Raw genomic sequence first — 17,036 nt, 5'->3', positions numbered from 1 at the left:
CGAGACCAGTTTTACGTGAAACTACCGGGGCAGAGGAGCGTCGACGTTTATCACGAGCAAACGGGTGAGTCACGACGAATGACTTTTCAGTTCAACTCGGTGGGGCAACGGGTTGTCAGCACCATCTACTATCGCAACCCGGTGAACAGAGTGACCGTCGATGGGCCATGCAGAAAAGGCGCGGGGTTGGGCTGGCAAAACCTCAAGACGTATTTCTATGTCTGGTACCTCAACGATCCGCTGTCACCGGGCGGGTGCTGGTCTACCCATTACGATCCAAGGCCAGGCACTGTGGAAAACGTCCAGGTCGAAGGTACAGGGGTCACCTATACCCTCGATATTCCTCCCCCTTACCGCCTGCGAGCCGGCATCTACCGCGGCAGCGTCACCTACAGCATTGGCCCCGGTGGCGACTTCGACTTCGGCAACGACGTCTCGGCGCTCAGTGGCGATACGCTGACGATCAACTTCGAGCTGGATGTGCAGCATGCATTTCTGTTCGAGTTCGCCCCAGGCTCGGAGAAGGCCGTGCTGGAGCCCAGAAACGGCTGGAGCGCCTGGCTCGCTGGTGGCCGAGCACCAGGCCGTGTGTACCGTGATCTGCCATTTCGGCTGTGGTCGACCGGCCCGTTCAAAGTCTACAAGCTCTGCCAGTACCAGGCCGACGTGCGCTGCGCGATCATTAACGATGCCAGCCACCAGGTGCCGGTGGAGGTCGCCTTGAGCCTGCCGCCTGGCATTCAATATCAAAACCGCCCGGTCGAACGCCTGGTACTGCCAACCGGACCCGCCGCAGCCCTGCAACTGGATGCCGCGCAACCCACTCTCAATCGTCCCGGGCATTTGCATTTCGAAGTCGCCAAGGGCGATGTCAGCACAATGCTTGCCCACCCCGGCAGCACCTACACAGGCCAGGTCACGGTGGTGTTCGATGCCGAACTCTAGCCTGCCCGGCACCACTCGCGAGGTCGCCTATGTACACAGCCTTGGTGGTTGATGATCATCCATTCATCCGCTCCACGGTATGCCTGCTGCTGCGCCAGGAACAGGTCGAGGTGGTCGGGCAGGCAGACAACGGCATCGATGCGGTTCGCCTGGTGCGCGAACACCGGCCCGACCTGGTGATCCTCGACATCACCATGCCTGGCCTCGATGGCCTGGATGTCATTGCCAGGATCCGCGGCTTGGAGCATCCGGCCAAGTCCCTGGTGCTCACCTCGCAGTTGGCTGAGGCCTACTCTCTGCGCTGCATGCAGGCAGGCGCTGCGGGTTTCGTGTCGAAAACCGACGACCTTTGCGAGTTGAACAAGGCGGTACGCGCGGTGATGTCCGGCTATACCTATTTTCCGGAAGTGGCCCTGAGCTCGGTGCATAGCCAGGACCTGAAGGCCACCGAAGCCCAGTGCATCGCCAGCCTCACCGACCGCGAACTGATGGTTTTGCAGCAGCTGGCGCGGGGCTTGAGCAACAAAGCCATCGGCGAGGCGATGCTGCTGAGCAACAAGACCATCAGTACCTACAAGGCTCGCCTGCTGGAGAAGCTGCGGGTCAACTCGCTGATCGACCTGGCGGACTTTGCCCGCCGCAACCTGCTCATCTGAATGCCTTACTGGTGCGCCTGAGTGCCCTGTTACTGGCAGTGTGGTTTGCCTGGGTGTGGCTGCCGGTCGCCGCCGCACCGGTATTGCATGCCCGCGCCAGCCTGGATGGACCGCGACCGGAGCCGGACAGCAGCCAACTGCGTTGGCTGTGGGAGCGGCGCCAGCTGCGTTTGGGTGTGCTTAATCGGGAGAACCCGCCCTACGACATACTCGGTACCGGTCAGGCCTATGAGGGCATCAGCGCCGATTACGCAGGGCTGTTGGCCGAGCAGATGAACCTTGAAATGAGCGTGCAGGTGTTTGCCTCGTTCGCCGAGGCGGTCAGGGCATTGCGCGACGGCCAGATCGATCTTCTCGCCTCGGTGACTGCCCAGCAGGCGTTGCAGGCGAACCTGCGCCTGTCGCGGCCGTATGGTGAAGACCGGCCGTTATTGATGGCCCAGGAACAGGACCTGCGCGCCCGCATCCGGCGTGCCGAGCCCTTCGATCTGGTGATGGTCGAGGGCTATCGGACCCAGGAGCAGGTCAGTGAGCATTACCCGCTGGCCCGGGTTCATCTGCACCCAAGCCCCTTTAGCGCGTTGACTGCGTTGGCGTTCGGCCAGGCCGATCTGTACCTGGGTAATGGCTTGGCCGCACGCTATGTGCTGGGGCGCAGTCAGTTGAGCGGGATCGAGGAAATCGGCCATGCCGCCTTGCCGCGCCAGGCCATCGGCTTTGCCATGCTTGAAGCTGACTCGCCCTTGCCACATTTGGTCGATACCGGCCTGGCAGCGTTGTCCGAGCGCCAGCATGCACGTATCCGTGAACGCTGGAGCCCGGTGTCGGCCAACGCGCACAAGGCCCAACCGCTACAACTGAACGAGCGCGAGCTGCGTTGGCTGAACGAAAACCCATCGGTCAAGGTGTTGCTCGACGAGCACTTGCTGCCGTTGAGCTACCGCGATAGCAAAGCGCAGTGGCGCGGCTTGAGCCTGGATATCCTGCAGTTGATCAGCCGGCGTACCGGCCTGCGCTTTGAAGTGGAGGCCGGTGGCAGCGTTGCGCGCATGCTCGAGCAGGTGCGCCAGGGCCAGGCGCAGTTGATCGCCGGCATTCCCCGCAGTGCTGCGCTTGAGCAGTACCTAGGGTTTAGCCGGGCCTATCTCAGTGCTTCGCGGGTGCTGGTTACCCGTGACGATCCGCGCGCGCCGAGCAATCTCGCGCAGTTGACTGGAAGGCCGTTGGCAGCGGTGTGGGGTAGCGATGTGCTGGAGGAACTCAAACAGCACTATCCGTTGGTCGAGCCGCTGATCGTGCCCGGTCCGGTAGCGGCGTTGCAGGCGGTGGCTCGTGGCCAGGCGGCAGCCGCGGTGCTGACGCTCGATGATGCGCGTCCGCTGATTGCCCGTTGGTATCCGGGGCGCTTGCGCATCAGTGCCAGCTTGCCGATGTCGCCGGCGCATTTTGCCCTGGCCAGCGCCCGAGGTTCAGTGGAGTTGCAGGGCATCCTCAACAAGGCCTTGCTCAGCCTAGCGCCGCGTGAGACTGACGTACTGGTGCGGCGCTGGCGCAATCCGATGATCGTCGCCGACGGCGTCTGGCCCCGCTATCGCGGCAAGATCCTGCTTGGCTTCAGCCTGGCGCTGGTGTTGCTGTTGCTGGCGCTGATGTGGATTCGCTACCTGCGCCGCCTGCAAGTTCAGCTGCGTCGAGCCACCCGCCAGGCCGATGCGGCCAACCAGGCCAAGACGCGCTTTCTGACCACCATGAGCCATGAAATCCGCACCCCGCTGCACGCGGTGCTGGGCATGCTCGAGCTGGCCCAGCACAAGGCTGAACAAGGTGTGCTCGACCGCCTGGCGATCGAAGTGGCAACCGATGCTGCGCGCGGTTTGCTGGAGCTGATCGGCGATATTCTCGACATTACCCGTATCGAGGCGGGTCATCTGCACCTGGCGCCACAGCGGGTGTGTCTGCGCGAGCAGGTGGCGCGGGTGGTGCAGTTGTTCGAGCAGCAAGCGCGTGGCAAGGGCCTGGAGTTGCGCTTGCAGATGCATGGCGAGGTGGATGCGCAGGTGATGCTTGATCCGCTGCGCTTCAAGCAGGTGCTGGCCAACCTCTTGAGCAATGCCATCAAATTCACCCGCCAAGGCTATGTGGCGGTCAGCCTCAACGCCGTGCCGCGAGATGGCCGGCTGGCGGTGCAAGTGCAGATCAAGGATACCGGGGTCGGTATTGCCGAGGCCGAGTTGGCCGGGCTCGGCCAGCCGTTTCGCCAGGCCAGCAACCAGCAACAGTCGCCGCGTTGTAGTGCCGGCTTGGGTCTTGGCATCAGTCGTAGCCTGTGCGAGATGATGGGCGGGCGCCTACGCCTGCGCAGCGTGTTGGGCCAGGGCACCGAGGTGGATATCCGCTTGAGCCTGGCAGTGCTGCCCGCCGAGCCCACTCTGGACACACCGGTGCTGCTGTTTCCCGCCGACAGCGAGCGCCTGCGGGTGCTGGTGGTCGACGACTATCCGGCCAACCGGCTATTGCTGGCCCAGCAGCTGGACTACCTCGGCCACCAGGCGCGGGTCGCCGAAGATGGCGCCCAGGCGCTGCGCCTGTGGCTCAAGGAACACTTCGACGTGGTGATCAGTGACTGCAACATGCCGCGGCTCAACGGCCATGCCCTGGCCCGAGCGATTCGCGAGCATGAGCGGCGCAGTCGCAGGCCGGCATGCCGCCTGATCGGCCTGACGGCCAACGCTCAGGAGCAAGAACGCCGGCGCTGCCAAGCGGCAGGCATGGACGATTGTCTGTTCAAACCCTTGGGGCTGGAAGAACTGCTGCAAGCCCTGGCCAGTTGCCGGGCCAATACCAGCGATGAAGATGCCTTGATGTTGGATATGGACCATCTACAACGTTTGGTGGGCAAGGATGAAGCGGCGCTGAAGGCGTTACTTGGTGATTTGCGCGCCAGTAACCGCGAAGACCTGCAACGCCTGGAGCGGGTCGCGGAAGATACCTTGGAGTTGGCGCAACTTGCCCATCGGGTCAAGGGCGGCGCGCGAATCGCCCGTGTCCTGCACCTGGTGGCGCTGTGCGAGCGGGTCGAGCAGAGTTGTGCTAGCCGGCCGTTGGCCCGTGAGCGCTTGAGCACCGATGTACAGGCGCTGCGCCAGGCCATGCAACACCTTGAGCGGCAACTGGATAACCAGGCCGCTCGCAGTGTCTGAGAGGACGGCCCCCTGGCTGGCGGCCAGGGGGCGGGGTCATATCATGCCAAGCAACAACAACACCAGCAGGATCACCAGCACCACGCCAATGATGCCGGATGGGCCATAGCCCCAGCTGCGCGAGTGTGGGAAGACGGGTAAGCCACCAATCAACAGCAGGATCAGGATGATGATGAGGATCGTGGTCATGGGCAGAATCCTTGCGTTGTTCTAGGGGAAGGGGCCTAGGAATGCTGGCCGCTTACAATTCCGACCTGCGCCGCTTGGCAAAGATTCAATTGGCGTTGCGGGCAGTGGATTTTGTGGTGTCAGTACTGGCTCTATCGCGGGGCAAGCCCGCTCCCACGAGGATCGTGCCCAACACAGGCGCGGCCATGCCGGCCCATTCAGCAGCCTGATAGCGCACCAACTCGATGCAGGCCTTGGCTAGACTCGGCCCATTGCCCACAGAACAAGGCCTGCACCATGCACAACCGAATGATGATCACTGGCGCAGGCTCCGGCCTTGGCCGCGAGATCGCCCTGCGCTGGGCGCGCGAGGGCTGGCGCCTGGCCCTGGCCGATGTCAACGATGCCGGCCTGCGCGAAACCCTCGAGCGGGTACGCGCCGCAGGCGGCGATGGTTTCACCCAGCGCTGCGATGTGCGCGACTACAGCCAGCTGACTGCCCTGGCCCAGGCCTGCGAAGAGAAGTTCGCCGGCATCGATGTGATCGTCAACAACGCCGGGGTCGCCTCGGGCGGGTTCTTCGCCGAGCTGTCGCTGGAAGACTGGGACTGGCAGATCGCGGTCAACCTGATGGGCGTGGTCAAGGGCTGCAAGGCGTTCTTGCCGCTGCTTGAACGCAGCAAGGGGCGGATCGTCAACATCGCCTCGATGGCGGCGCTGATGCAGGGGCCGGGGATGAGCAACTACAACGTGGCCAAGGCCGGCGTGCTGGCGTTGTCGGAGAGCCTGCTGGTCGAGTTGCGCCAGCTGGAAGTGGCGGTGCATGTGGTGTGTCCATCGTTCTTCCAGACCAACCTGCTCGACTCGTTCCGCGGGCCGAACCCGGCAATGAAGGCGCAGGTGGGCAAGTTGTTGCAGGGCTCGCCGATCAGTGCGGCGGATATCGCCGAGTACATGCATGAGCGGATTGGCGCTGGCGAGTTTCTGATTCTGCCGCATGAGGCCGGGCGTGAGGCGTGGAAGCTCAAGTGCCAGGCGCCAGAGCGGCTGTATGACGAGATGGCCGAGATGGCGGTGAAGATGCGTGCCAAGGCGGGGAGTCGGGGCTAGCGTGTCCTGTAGGCGCGGCGGTGCGCCGCTGCGAATTGCCCGCGAAGAGGCCATCACTGTCACCCTGTTATTGCAGATCAATCAGGTATCCTAGACGCCTTTTACATGGCCTAAGGGAGCCTGGCGTGATCAACTACTTCTGGTTCTTCCTGGCCGCTCTGTTCGAGATCGGTGGCTGCTACGCCTTCTACCTGTGGCTACGCCTGGGCAAGAGTGCGTGGTGGATCGTACCGGCGCTGCTCAGCCTGACCGTGTTCGGCCTGATCCTCACCCGCGTCGAGGCCGCCTACGCGGGCCGCGCCTATGCAGCCTATGGTGGCATCTATATCGTTTCGTCTTTGCTCTGGCTGGCCCTGGTAGAGCGTATACGGCCGCTGGGCAGCGACTGGCTCGGTGCGCTGCTGTGCGTGCTCGGCGCAACCATCATCGTCTTCGGGCCACGCTTGCAGCAGGGTTAAAGCCAGGTATTTCTGTAGGGCGAATTACCTTTGCTGGTAGGACTCGTCTCTTTCGCTGGCGCAATATTGTGTAGCCCGATAGACCTGAAGCAGGCTCCGGTTTTCCCTTAGCGGCGAGGATCGGAGCATGCTGGTAATTGGACGCGATGTTGGCGAAGTCATCACCGTCGGCGATGACATCGAGATCAAGGTGATGGCGGTGGGCAACGGGCTGGTGCGCTTTGGCATCAGCGCGCCGCGTGAAGTGCCGGTGCACCGCAGCGAGGTGTACAAGCGGATCAAGGCGCAGGAGAAACAGCAGCGGGACATGTAAGCGGGGCTGCACGGGGCAACCCCGGTTGATCACTCGAGCAGTTCCCTGGGCACTTCATGCTTGGCCAGCAGCTGGCACTGTTGGCTGTCCAAGTCGAACAGAATGAACGCCTGACCCTTGGCCAGAGCCTGGCGTACGCGCAGCACGCGGGTCTCCAGGGGCGTGTCATCGCCATTGTCGGTGCCTTCGCGTGTGACGAAGTCTTCGATCAGGCGGGTCAGGGTTTCGGCTTCGAGTTGGTCGTAGGGGATCAGCATACGCAGGGACGGTCTGTAGTCGGGAGTGGCCCCATGCTACGCGAAACCCGCCCCCTGCGTGTAGGCATCAGCTCTTGTTGCCGACCAGGCTGTCCACGGCCGGCACGCGGGTATCGCTCTCCATTTGCGCATCATGCTCCAGCTGGTGACTGAAGCGTTCGAGCGAAGCGCTGGCCGGGTTGGAATCGCTGGCAAATACCGGCGGGCTGAGCAGGTAACCGGCCAGCAGCCGGCTGAGGGTCGACAGGCTGTCGATATGGGTGCGCTCGTAGCCATGGGTAGCATCGCAGCCAAAAGCTACCAGCGCGGTGCGGATATCATGACCGGCGGTGACGGCCGAATGCGCATCGCTGAAGTAGTAGCGGAACAGGTCGCGGCGCACCGGCAGGTCTTGATCACCTGCCAGTTTCAGCAGGTGGCGCGACAGGTGGTAGTCGTAGGGGCCAGAGGAGTCCTGCATGGCCACGCTCACCGCGTGTTCGCTGGAGGCCTGCCCAGGTGCTACCGGGGCGATGTCGATGCCGACGAACTCGCTGACATCCCACGGCAATGCGCCGGCCGCGCCGGAGCCGGTTTCTTCGGTGATGGTGAACAGCGGGTGACAGTCGATCGGCGGCTGCTGGCCACTTTCCACCACTGCCTTGAGTGCGGCAAGCAACGCCGCTACGCCGGCTTTGTCATCCAGGTGGCGGGCGCTGATATGGCCGCTCTCGGTGAACTCCGGCAGCGGATCGAAGGCGACGAAATCACCAATCGAGATGCCCAGCGTCTCGCAGTCGGCGCGGGTTGCGCAGTAGGCGTCCAGGCGCACTTCGACGTGATCCCAGCTGATCGGCATCTGGTCGATCGCGGTATTGAAGGCGTGCCCGCTGGCCATCAGCGGCAGCACACTGCCGCGCAGTACACCGGTGTCGGTGAACACGCTGACCCGGCTGCCTTCGGCAAAGCGGCTCGACCAGCAACCGACCGGGGCCAGGGCCAGGCGGCCGTTGTCTTGCAGTTGGCGCACGCTGGCGCCGATGGTGTCCAGGTGGGCCGAGACGGCGCGGTCGGGCGAGCTTTGGCGGCCCTTGAGGGTGGCGCGGATGGTGCCGCGGCGGGTCAGTTCGAAGGGGATACCCAGTTCATCCAGGCGTTCGGCGACATAGCGCACGATGGTGTCGGTGAAGCCGGTCGGGCTGGGGATGGCGAGCATCTCCAGCAGGACGCGTTTGAGGTATTCCAAATCCGGTTCGGGGTGGTGTTTGGACATGTGCACTCCTCGGCGGGTGGGTGGTTGTGCTGGCGGGCCTCATCGCGGGGCAAGCCCGCTCCCACGTTGACTGCTTTACCTCAAAAGAGAGCACAGCGTGGGAGCGGGCTTGCCCCGCGATGAGGCCCACCAGGACACCATCATTCAGGCAGGCGACCGGCTATGGGGAAACAGCAGGTCGACAAATCGTTCAGCGGTCGGTTGCGGCTCGTGGTTGGCCAGCCCGACCCGTTCGTTGGCCTCGATAATCACGTAGTCAGGCTGCTCGGCGTCGCGCACCATCAGGTCCAGGCCCACCACCGGGATATCCAGCGCCCGTGCCGCACGCACGGCAGCATCGGCCAGGATCGGGTGCAGGCGCTCGGTGACATCTTCCAGGGTGCCACCGGTATGCAGGTTGGCCGCGCGGCGCACCGCCAGGCGCTGCCCAGCATGCAGGATGTCGCTGTATTGCAGCCCGGCAGCGCGCACCGTGCGCTCGGTTTCCTCGTCCAGCGGGATACGGCTCTCACCCCCGGTTGCGGCTTGGCGACGACGGCTCTGCGCCTCGATCAGCGCCTTGACGCTGTGCTTGCCATCGCCGATCACCTGGGCCGGATGGCGAATCGCGGCGGCGACCACTTCATGGCCAATCACCACGATGCGCAGGTCGAAACCTGGGTGATAGCTTTCCAGCAGCACCCGGCTGTCGAACCGCCGCGCCTGCTCGACCGCCTGGCTGATCTCTTCCAGGGTGGTCAGGTTGACCGCCACGCCCTGGCCCTGTTCGCCATCTACCGGCTTGACCACCACCGCGCCATGCTCTTCGAGAAACGCCAGGTTGTCGTCGGCATTGCCCGCCAGTTGCTGCACCGGCACTTGCAGCCCGGCATTGTGCAGGGCGTGCTGAGTCAGGCGCTTGTCCTGGCAAAGGGTCATGCTCACGGCGCTGGTCAAGTCGCTGAGCGACTCCCGGCAGCGCACCCGGCGCCCACCAAGGCTGAGGGTGAACAGGCCGGCAGCGGCGTCATCGACCTGCACCTCGATGCCGCGACGAAAGGCCTCGTCGACGATGATTCGCGCATACGGGTTGAGCCCAGCCTCGGGGCCGGGGCCAAGGAACAGCGGCTGGTTGATGCCATTTTTGCGCTTGACCGCGAAGGTGGGCAGGTTGCGAAAGCCAAGCTTCTTGTACAGGCGCTTGGCCTGGCGATTGTCGTGCATGACCGACAGATCGAGGTAGGCCAGCTCACGGCTCATGAAGTGCTCGATCAAATGCCGCACTAGCACTTCGCCGACGCCGGGGCGGCTGCAGTGCGGATCGACCGCCAGGCACCACAGGCTACAGCCGTGCTCCGGGTCATCGAACGCCTTGCTGTGATTCAGGCCCATGACGCTGCCGATCACTGCCCCGGTGTCTTCGTCTTCGGCCAGCCAGTAGACCGGACCGCCCTGGTGGCGCGGGGTGAGCAGCTCGGCGTTGACCGGCAGCATGGCGCGGGTCTGGTACAGGCTGTTGATCGCCTGCCAGTCGGCCTCGGTCTGCGCCCGCCGGATACGAAAACCGCGAAATACCCGCTGCGCCGGGCGGTAGTCGGTGAACCACAGGCGCAGGGTGTCGGACGGATCGAGAAACAGTTGCTGCGGCGCATGCGCCAACACCTGCTGCGGCGCCGCCACGTACAGGGCGATATCACGCTCGCCGGGAGCCTCTTCAAGCAGCGCTTCGGCCAGCTCGCTGGGGTCTGGGTAGGTATGCCCGATCAGCAATCGGCCCCAGCCGCAATGCACCGCGCGTGGCTGGTTGTGCGGTTCGCTACCGTCACCGGCCAGGCGCGCTTGCAGGCGCTCGTAGGAGGGCGCCTGGCCGCGTAGCAGGCGCTGGCCATAGGCGATTTCGTGGGCTTTCATCGATCAGATTCCTTGTTCGCTGAGCCACAGGTTCAGGGCCGCCAGCTGCCACAGCTTGGAGCCGCGCAGGGGCGTGAGCTGGCCGTGCGGATTGCTCAGCAGCTTGTCGATCATCGCCGGGTTGAACAGGCCACGGTCCTGGCTTGGGTCGGTCAGCAACTGGCGCACCCAATCGAGGGTCGCGCCTTCCAGGTGCTTGAGGCCCGGGACCGGGAAGTAGCCCTTCTTGCGGTCGATCACCTCATGAGGGATGACCCGGCGCGCCGCCGACTTGAGCACCTGCTTGCCGCCATCTGGCAGCTTGAAGCGTGCTGGAATGCGCGCCGACAGTTCGGCCAGGCGATAGTCGAGGAATGGCGTACGCGCCTCCAGGCCCCAGGCCATGGTCATGTTGTCGACGCGTTTGACCGGATCGTCGACCAGCATCACCGTGCTGTCCAGGCGCAGCGCCTTGTCTACTGCATCGGGAGCGCCGGGGCGGGCGAAGTGCTCGCGGACGAACTCGCCTGCGGCATCGGTCTCCAGCAGCCACGGCGCTTGTACCGTGTCGCGGTACTCGGCGTGGCTGCGGTCGAAGAATGCCTCACGGTAGGCTGCGTACGGGTCTTCGGCACCATCGACCTGCGGGTACCAGTGATAGCCGGCGAACAGTTCATCTGCACCCTGGCCGCTTTGCACGCCCTTGCAGTGCTTGGCTACTTCGCGCGAGAGCAGGTAGAAAGCGATGCAGTCATGGCTGACCATCGGCTCGCTCATGGCGCGGAACGCGGCCGGCAACTGCTCGATGATCTCGCGCTCATCGATGCGCAGTTGGTGATGGCGGGTGCCGTAGTGACGGGCGATCAGGTCGGAGTACTGGAACTCATCACCGCGCTCGCCGCCGGCATCCTCAAAGCCGATGGAGAAGGTCGACAGATCGTCCACGCCAACCTCGCGCAGCAGGCCGACCAGCAGGCTCGAATCGACCCCGCCAGAGAGCAGCACGCCAACGTCGACCGCTGCCCGTTGGCGGATCGCCACGGCGTCGCGGGTGGCGTCGAGTACGCGGGTGGTCCAGTCTTCGAGGTCGAGCTTGTGCTCGTCCGGGTTAGGCCCGTATTGCAGCTGCCACCAGGTCTGGCGCTCGACTTCGCCGTGCCGGTCGATGCGCATCCAGGTGCCGGGTTCGAGCTTTTGCACGTTGGCCAGCAGGGTGCGCGGCGCGGGAACCACGGCGTGGAAATTAAGGTAGTGGTTGAGTGCGACCGGGTCGATCATCGGGTCGATATCGCCGCCCTTGAGCAGTGCCGGCAAGGTCGAGGCGAAGCGCAGGCGCTCGCCATTGCGCGACAGGTACAGCGGCTTGACGCCGAGGCGGTCGCGGGCGAGGAATAGGCGCTGGTTGTCGCGCTCCCAGATGGCCAGGGCGAACATGCCGTTGAGCTTGGGCAGCAAGGCTGCGCCCCAGGCGTGATAGCCCTTGAGCAGCACCTCGGTGTCGCCGTCGGACCAGAAGGTGTAGCCCAGCGCTTGCAGCTCCTGGCGCAGTTCGGGGAAGTTGTAGATGGCGCCGTTGAACGCCAGCGACAGGCCGAGGTTGTTGTCGACCATCGGTTGGGCTGAGCCATCGGACAGGTCCATGATCTTCAGCCGGCGGTGGCCGAGGGCGATCGGGCCCTGGCTATGGAAGCCCCAGGCATCCGGGCCACGCGGCGCCAGATGATGGGTGATGCGCTCGACCGCGGCGAGGTCCGCCGGGCGCGGGGCTTGGTTGATCGGGGTGAAGCGTAACTCTCCTGCTAATCCGCACATAAGTCCTTACCGGTTTTGCCGTTGGGGAGGGGTGCCCAAAAGTAGGGCACTTAGGAACTGACCTGTGCGGTTTGTGAGAGTTTTAGATCAATCTGTTATATGGGTGGGCGGTATTGGGGCCGCTTTGCGGCGCAGCAGCCCCAAAAATCTATGCCTTGCCGCGAATCAAGGCGCGCAAGCCAAATCGGTTCGGATGACAGGCTTCGGCCACCGCCCGAGGCACCGGCAACGGCTCGCCACACACCCAAGCAGCGACCATCTCGCCGCTCAAGGGCGCTGTGATCAACCCCCGCGAGCCATGCCCACTGTTCACATACAGCCCCTCCAGCCAAGGACATTCCACCGCCGGCAGTTGCCGCGCATCCTTGCGCAACATGGCATACGCTTGCGCGAACGCCTGCGCATCGGCCAGCGGCCCGACAATCGGCAAATAATCCGGGCTGGTACACCTGAACGCCGCACGACCTTGTAGCGCTGCCGGATCCATCCCGGCCGTGCCCAGCCGCTGCGCCAGGTCAGTGGAAATCTCATCTAGCAACGTCAAGTTGCCCTGGTGCTCGGCAGTGCTCGGCGTCAGGTCTTCATTATGAAAATCAAAGCTGGCGCCCAGGGTGTGCTCATCCCCGCGCACCGGTGCTACATACCCTTCTGCACAGACCACGGTACTCAGCTCACGGCTACTCGCGGTGGCCGGCAAACGGGTGATCTGCCCGCGGATGCGCTTGAGCGGCAGGTCGGCGCAGGGGGCAAAGCGGCGCACATCTGCCGCGCCCGCCAACACCACCAGTGGCGCGCTGGCCAGCAGCTGTTCGCCGTCCCAGGCGTGCCAAAGCCCATCGACCTTACGCAGTTCGATAACGTTCTGGTGCGTCAGCAACTGAATCAACGGATGCTGCAATTGCGCAGTGCACAGCGCGGGTGGGTGAACCCAGCCACCCTCGGGATAGAACAAGCCGCCGCAGGCCAATTGCACCCCGGCAACGGCCTCAGCCTGAGCCCGATCGAGCGAGTGCAGCAGGCTGCTGTCGAAGGCCGCTGCCAGCTTGGCCTGGCGTTCGGACTCCTTCGCATCGAAGGCCAGTTGCAACACGCCACAGCCATCCCAGTCCTGGCCGCGCTGCAACCGTTCGAGCCAGCGACGGGTGTAGCCGAAACCCGCCAGGATCATCTGCGACAGAGCAGTGCCATGGGCCGACAACTTCAGGTACAGGACACCTTGGGGATTGCCTGAGGCTTCCTGCGCCGGGGCTTGATGGCGCTCCAGCACACTGACCTGCCAGCCACGCGCGGCGAGGCTGGCAGCCGTGGCGCTACCGGCCAGGCCGGCGCCAATCACCAGGGCCCGGCGGGGCCCTTCGAGCGCAGGTGGGCGGGCGTACCAGGGCGCTACCTTCGCGCTGGCTTGGCCAGTGAACTGGCCATGCATCACCTCCCACTTTTTACCCAGCCCTGGCACTTTCTTCATGCTGAACCCGGCTTCGATCAGCCCGCGGCGAACCCAGCCGGTGGTGGTGAAGGTGCCTAGGGTGGTGGCCGGATGCGACAGGCGCGCAAGCTGGGCAAACAGCGCTGGGGTCCACATGTCGGGGTTTTTCGCCGGCGCGAAACCGTCAAGGAACCAGGCGTCGATCTGGGCATCGAGGTGCGGCAGTTGCTCGAGCACGTCACCGATCATCAGCGTCAGGGTGACCCGGCCGCCGTCGAAACTGAACTGCTGGAAACCCTGGTGCACGGCGACGTACTGCTCCAGTAACGGTTGCCAGTAAGGCGCCAGATCCGGCCATAACTGCACGGCGCGGCTCAGATCGTCGTAGCTCAGCGGGTACTTCTCGACGCTGACGAAGTGCAGCCGCGCCTGGGCAGGGGCTTGCTCGGCGAACAGCTGCCAGGCGCAGAAGAAGTTCATCCCGGTGCCAAAACCGGTTTCGCCGATGACCATGCAGCTGTGCGCGGCCAATGCCGCGAAGCGCTCGCGCAGGCGATTGCCTTCGATGAACACGTACTGGGTCTCGTTGACGCCCTCGTTGATCGAGAAATACACGTCGTCGTAGTGCCGCGAATGCGGGCGGCCCTGGTCGTCCCAATCGATCTGGGCATGGCGGGGGAGGTGGGTGTCGGGCATGGTCGAATTCAGCTTCAAGTTGCAAGCGACAAGCTGCAAGAAAAAGCAGATGGTGGCACGGTTCGGTTTTTCTTGCAGCTGGTCGCTTGCAACTTGTAGCTGCGTTTCCGCTAGTCTTGTCATTCCATTGAAGGAGCCAGGCAAAGCCATGTTCGAATCTGCGGAAATCGGTCACAGCATCGACAAGGAGACCTTTGAAGCCGAAGTGCCCGCCCTGCGCGAGGCACTGCTCGAGGCTCAGTACGAACTCAAGCAGCAGTCGCGCTTTCCGGTAATTGTGCTGATCAACGGCATCGAGGGCGCCGGCAAGGGCGAGACGGTCAAGCTGCTCAACGAGTGGATGGACCCGCGCCTGATCGATGTGCTGACCTTCGATCAGCAGACCGACGAGGAACTGGCCCGGCCGCCGGCGTGGCGCTATTGGCGCGCACTGCCGCCCAAGGGGCGGATGGGGGTGTTCTTCGGCAACTGGTACAGCCAGATGATCCAGGGCCGGGTGCATGGCCAGTTCAAGGATGCCGTGCTCGACCAAGCCATCGCTGGCGCCGAGCGGCTGGAGCAGATGCTTTGCGATGAAGGCGCGCTGATCATCAAGTTCTGGTTCCACCTGTCCAAGAAGCAGATGAAAGCGCGCCTCAAGGCCTTGCGCGACGACCCGCTGCACAGCTGGCGGATCAGCCCGCTGGACTGGCAGCAGTCGCAAACCTACGACCGCTTCGTGCGCTTCGGCGAGCGGGTGCTGCGCCGCACCAGCCGCGACTTTGCCCCCTGGCATGTGATCGAAGGCTCCGACCCTCACTACCGCAGCCTGGCCGTGGGGCGCATCTTGCTCGAAAGCCTGCAAGCGGCGCTGGCGGTCGACCCCAAGGCCAAGCACAAGAGCAACGTCGCACCGCTTGGGCGCAGTATCGACAACCTCAACCTGATCGGCGCGCTGGACATGACCCAGCGCCTGGACAAGAAGGACTACCAGGAACAGTTGGTCACCGAACAAGCACGCCTGGCCGGGCTGCTGCGTGACAAGCACATGCGTCGGCATGCGTTGGTGGCAGTGTTCGAAGGTAACGACGCGGCGGGCAAGGGTGGGGCGATTCGCCGAGTAGCGGCGGCGCTCGACCCGCGCCAGTACCGCATCGTGCCGATTGCCGCGCCGACCGAGGAAGAGCGCGCCCAGCCGTATCTGTGGCGGTTCTGGCGGCATGTTCCGGCGCGCGGCAAGTTCACCATCTTCGATCGCTCCTGGTATGGGCGGGTATTGGTCGAGCGGGTCGAGGGCTTCTGCAGCCCAGCTGACTGGATGCGCGCCTACAGCGAGATCAACGACTTCGAAGAGCAGTTGAGCAACGCTGGCGTGGTAGTGGTCAAGTTCTGGCTGGCGATCGACCAGCAGACCCAGTTGCAGCGCTTCGAAGAGCGCGAGCAGATCCCGTTCAAGCGCTACAAGATCACCGAGGAAGACTGGCGCAACCGCGACAAGTGGGATGTGTATACCGAGGCGGTGGGCGATATGGTCGACCGCACCAGTACCGAGATCGCGCCCTGGACGCTGGTCGAGGCCAATGACAAGCGCTGGGCGCGGGTCAAGGTGCTGCGCACCATCAATGATGCGTTGGAGGCGGCGTTCGCCAAGGACAAGAAGTGATGGTTTCAGCGCTGGCCTCATCGCGGGGCAAGCCCGCTCCCACGCTGACGACCTCGGCAACGTGACATCGCGTGGGAGCGGGCGTGCCCCGCGATGAGGCCGGCACGAGGAGCCATGCCCTGCGGGAATGACCTGATGAATTCTTTTCCCGCCACTTTCCCCCAGCCACGTACTCCAAGCCCTTAGAATCCACAGACCCGAACCAAGGGCTTGAACGAGGACGCTATGCATATCACTTCCGGACGCTGGGTCCATGGCCTGCTGTTGGCACTATTGACCGCGCTGCTCTGGGGCATCTTGCCGATCAAGCTCAAGCAAGTCCTGCAGGTCATGGATCCGGTGACCGTCACCTGGTATCGCCTGCTGGTCTCAGGCGGCCTGCTGTTCGCCTGGCTTGCGGCCAATCGACGGCTGCCAACCTTTGCAGGCATGGGGCGCAAGCGTCTGGGCCTGGTGGGCGTGGCCATCTGCGGCCTGCTGGGGAACTACGTGCTGTACCTGATCGGGCTGAAGCTGCTCAGCCCCGGCACCGCGCAACTGGTGGTGCAACTTGGCCCGGTGCTGCTGCTGGTGGCCAGCGTGTTCGTCTTCAAAGAGCGTTTCAGCCTGGGGCAGGGCTTGGGTCTGCTGGTGTTGCTGATGGGCTTTGGCTTGTTTTTCAATCAGCGCCTGGAAGAACTGCTGACCTCGCTGGGTGCCTACACCACTGGGGTACTGACCATTTTGCTGGCGACCAGCATCTGGGTGTTCTATGCCCTGAGCCAGAAGCAGTTGCTCACCGTGTGGAACTCGCAGCAAGTGATGATGGTGATCTACCTGGGCTGCGCCGGCTTGCTGATGCCCTGGGTGCATCCGCTGGAGGCGCAGCAGTTGAGCCCGTTGCAGGGTTGGCTGTTGTTGGCCTGCTGCCTGAACACCCTGGTGGCCTACGGCGCGTTTGCCGAGGCGTTGGCCCACTGGGAAGCCTCGCGGGTGAGTGCGACCCTGGCCTTGACGCCGTTGGTGACCTTCGTTGCCGTGGCGCTGGCGGCGTGGTTGTGGCCGGATTATGTGCATGCCGAGGACATCAATGCCCTGGGTTATGTGGGCGCGGTGACGGTGGTGGCGGGGTCGGCGATGGTCGCCCTGGGGCCGTCGTTGGTGGCCGGCTGGCGGGCACGGCGGGCGCGTTTGGCTCAGGTGCATTGATCGCCTCGGCCGGCGCTATCGCGGGGCAAGTCCGCTCCCACGTG

At 64.1% G+C, this 17,036-nt stretch carries 14 protein-coding genes; 8 read left to right on the top strand and 6 right to left on the bottom strand.

Annotation, left to right across the window (positions count from 1 at the left end; genetic code table 11):
• Positions 1–78 precede the first annotated feature (78 nt).
• From ACF8K2_RS03600 to ACF8K2_RS03590, 3 genes are read left to right on the top strand one after another with little or no spacing between them, the layout of a single operon-like run.
• A complete protein-coding gene (locus ACF8K2_RS03600; protein ID WP_392463503.1) occupies positions 79–945 on the top strand; it encodes a hypothetical protein in 867 nt (288 codons plus the stop codon).
• A gap of 29 nt (positions 946–974) precedes the next feature.
• Positions 975–1,601 carry a response regulator gene (locus tag ACF8K2_RS03595; RefSeq protein WP_392463502.1) on the top strand — a complete coding sequence of 209 codons (627 nt, stop codon included), beginning with the start codon at positions 975–977 and terminating at the stop codon, positions 1,599–1,601.
• Between the two features lie 11 nt (positions 1,602–1,612).
• The gene (locus ACF8K2_RS03590; protein WP_392463501.1) at positions 1,613–4,801 is read left to right on the top strand and encodes a transporter substrate-binding domain-containing protein; all 3,189 of its coding nucleotides are present in this window, start codon (positions 1,613–1,615) and stop codon (positions 4,799–4,801) included.
• 36 nt (positions 4,802–4,837) lie between these two features.
• Here ACF8K2_RS03590 and ACF8K2_RS03585 read toward each other — a convergent pair whose 3' ends face one another.
• Positions 4,838–4,996: a DUF3309 family protein gene (locus ACF8K2_RS03585; protein ID WP_186554816.1), complete on the bottom strand. Its 159-nt coding sequence runs from the start codon at positions 4,994–4,996 to the stop codon at positions 4,838–4,840.
• A gap of 270 nt (positions 4,997–5,266) precedes the next feature.
• Here ACF8K2_RS03585 and ACF8K2_RS03580 point away from each other — a divergent pair, with 270 nt between their 5' ends.
• From ACF8K2_RS03580 to csrA, 3 genes are all read left to right on the top strand, one after another.
• Positions 5,267–6,079: an SDR family oxidoreductase gene (locus ACF8K2_RS03580; RefSeq protein WP_392463499.1), complete on the top strand. Its 813-nt coding sequence runs from the start codon at positions 5,267–5,269 to the stop codon at positions 6,077–6,079.
• 125 nt (positions 6,080–6,204) lie between these two features.
• Positions 6,205–6,537 carry a YnfA family protein gene (locus tag ACF8K2_RS03575; protein ID WP_186554733.1) on the top strand — a complete coding sequence of 111 codons (333 nt, stop codon included), beginning with the start codon at positions 6,205–6,207 and terminating at the stop codon, positions 6,535–6,537.
• Positions 6,538–6,664: 127 nt separating this feature from the next.
• Entirely contained in the window at positions 6,665–6,850 is a 186-nt protein-coding gene (gene csrA, locus ACF8K2_RS03570) for a carbon storage regulator CsrA (protein ID WP_186554734.1), read from the top strand.
• 29 nt (positions 6,851–6,879) lie between these two features.
• Here csrA and ACF8K2_RS03565 read toward each other — a convergent pair whose 3' ends face one another.
• The 5 genes from ACF8K2_RS03565 to mnmC form a co-directional block, all read right to left on the bottom strand.
• Positions 6,880–7,107 carry a YheU family protein gene (locus tag ACF8K2_RS03565; RefSeq protein WP_186554735.1) on the bottom strand — a complete coding sequence of 76 codons (228 nt, stop codon included), beginning with the start codon at positions 7,105–7,107 and terminating at the stop codon, positions 6,880–6,882.
• Between the two features lie 67 nt (positions 7,108–7,174).
• Entirely contained in the window at positions 7,175–8,359 is a 1,185-nt protein-coding gene (locus tag ACF8K2_RS03560) for an osmoprotectant NAGGN system M42 family peptidase (protein WP_186554736.1), read from the bottom strand.
• Between the two features lie 144 nt (positions 8,360–8,503).
• Entirely contained in the window at positions 8,504–10,249 is a 1,746-nt protein-coding gene (gene ngg / locus ACF8K2_RS03555) for an N-acetylglutaminylglutamine synthetase (protein WP_392463497.1), read from the bottom strand.
• 3 nt (positions 10,250–10,252) lie between these two features.
• The gene (locus ACF8K2_RS03550) at positions 10,253–12,040 is read right to left on the bottom strand and encodes an N-acetylglutaminylglutamine amidotransferase (protein ID WP_186554738.1); all 1,788 of its coding nucleotides are present in this window, start codon (positions 12,038–12,040) and stop codon (positions 10,253–10,255) included.
• A gap of 148 nt (positions 12,041–12,188) precedes the next feature.
• Positions 12,189–14,162 (bottom strand): bifunctional tRNA (5-methylaminomethyl-2-thiouridine)(34)-methyltransferase MnmD/FAD-dependent 5-carboxymethylaminomethyl-2-thiouridine(34) oxidoreductase MnmC, encoded by a 1,974-nt coding sequence (gene mnmC / locus ACF8K2_RS03545; RefSeq protein ID WP_392463495.1) that lies wholly within the window; start codon positions 14,160–14,162, stop codon positions 12,189–12,191.
• A gap of 148 nt (positions 14,163–14,310) precedes the next feature.
• Between mnmC and pap the strand changes: the two genes are divergently transcribed.
• A complete protein-coding gene (gene pap, locus ACF8K2_RS03540; protein WP_186554740.1) occupies positions 14,311–15,804 on the top strand; it encodes a polyphosphate:AMP phosphotransferase in 1,494 nt (497 codons plus the stop codon).
• Positions 15,805–16,029: 225 nt separating this feature from the next.
• Positions 16,030–16,992, top strand: coding sequence for a DMT family transporter (locus ACF8K2_RS03535; RefSeq protein ID WP_392463494.1), 963 nt, complete (start codon positions 16,030–16,032; stop codon positions 16,990–16,992).
• Positions 16,993–17,036 lie beyond the last annotated feature (44 nt).

It is taken from the genome of Pseudomonas sp. xss_2, from assembly GCF_043104195.1.
Classification (GTDB): domain Bacteria; phylum Pseudomonadota; class Gammaproteobacteria; order Pseudomonadales; family Pseudomonadaceae; genus Aquipseudomonas; species Aquipseudomonas urmiensis.
This window is presented reverse-complemented; position numbering and strand designations above follow the sequence as displayed.

Excerpts from the sequence above, each read along its gene's own strand:
- ACF8K2_RS03600 (WP_392463503.1), top strand. The coding sequence starts at position 79 with ATGACTTTTCAGTTCAACTCGGTGGGGCAACGGGTTGTCAGCACCATC.
- ACF8K2_RS03595 (WP_392463502.1), top strand. The coding sequence starts at position 975 with ATGTACACAGCCTTGGTGGTTGATGATCATCCATTCATCCGCTCCACG.
- ACF8K2_RS03580 (WP_392463499.1), top strand. The coding sequence starts at position 5,267 with ATGCACAACCGAATGATGATCACTGGCGCAGGCTCCGGCCTTGGCCGC.
- csrA (WP_186554734.1), top strand. The coding sequence starts at position 6,665 with ATGCTGGTAATTGGACGCGATGTTGGCGAAGTCATCACCGTCGGCGAT.
- ACF8K2_RS03565 (WP_186554735.1), bottom strand. The coding sequence starts at position 7,107 with ATGCTGATCCCCTACGACCAACTCGAAGCCGAAACCCTGACCCGCCTG.
- ACF8K2_RS03560 (WP_186554736.1), bottom strand. The coding sequence starts at position 8,359 with ATGTCCAAACACCACCCCGAACCGGATTTGGAATACCTCAAACGCGTC.
- ngg (WP_392463497.1), bottom strand. The coding sequence starts at position 10,249 with ATGAAAGCCCACGAAATCGCCTATGGCCAGCGCCTGCTACGCGGCCAG.
- ACF8K2_RS03550 (WP_186554738.1), bottom strand. The coding sequence starts at position 12,040 with ATGTGCGGATTAGCAGGAGAGTTACGCTTCACCCCGATCAACCAAGCC.
- mnmC (WP_392463495.1), bottom strand. The coding sequence starts at position 14,162 with ATGCCCGACACCCACCTCCCCCGCCATGCCCAGATCGATTGGGACGAC.
- pap (WP_186554740.1), top strand. The coding sequence starts at position 14,311 with ATGTTCGAATCTGCGGAAATCGGTCACAGCATCGACAAGGAGACCTTT.
- ACF8K2_RS03535 (WP_392463494.1), top strand. The coding sequence starts at position 16,030 with ATGCATATCACTTCCGGACGCTGGGTCCATGGCCTGCTGTTGGCACTA.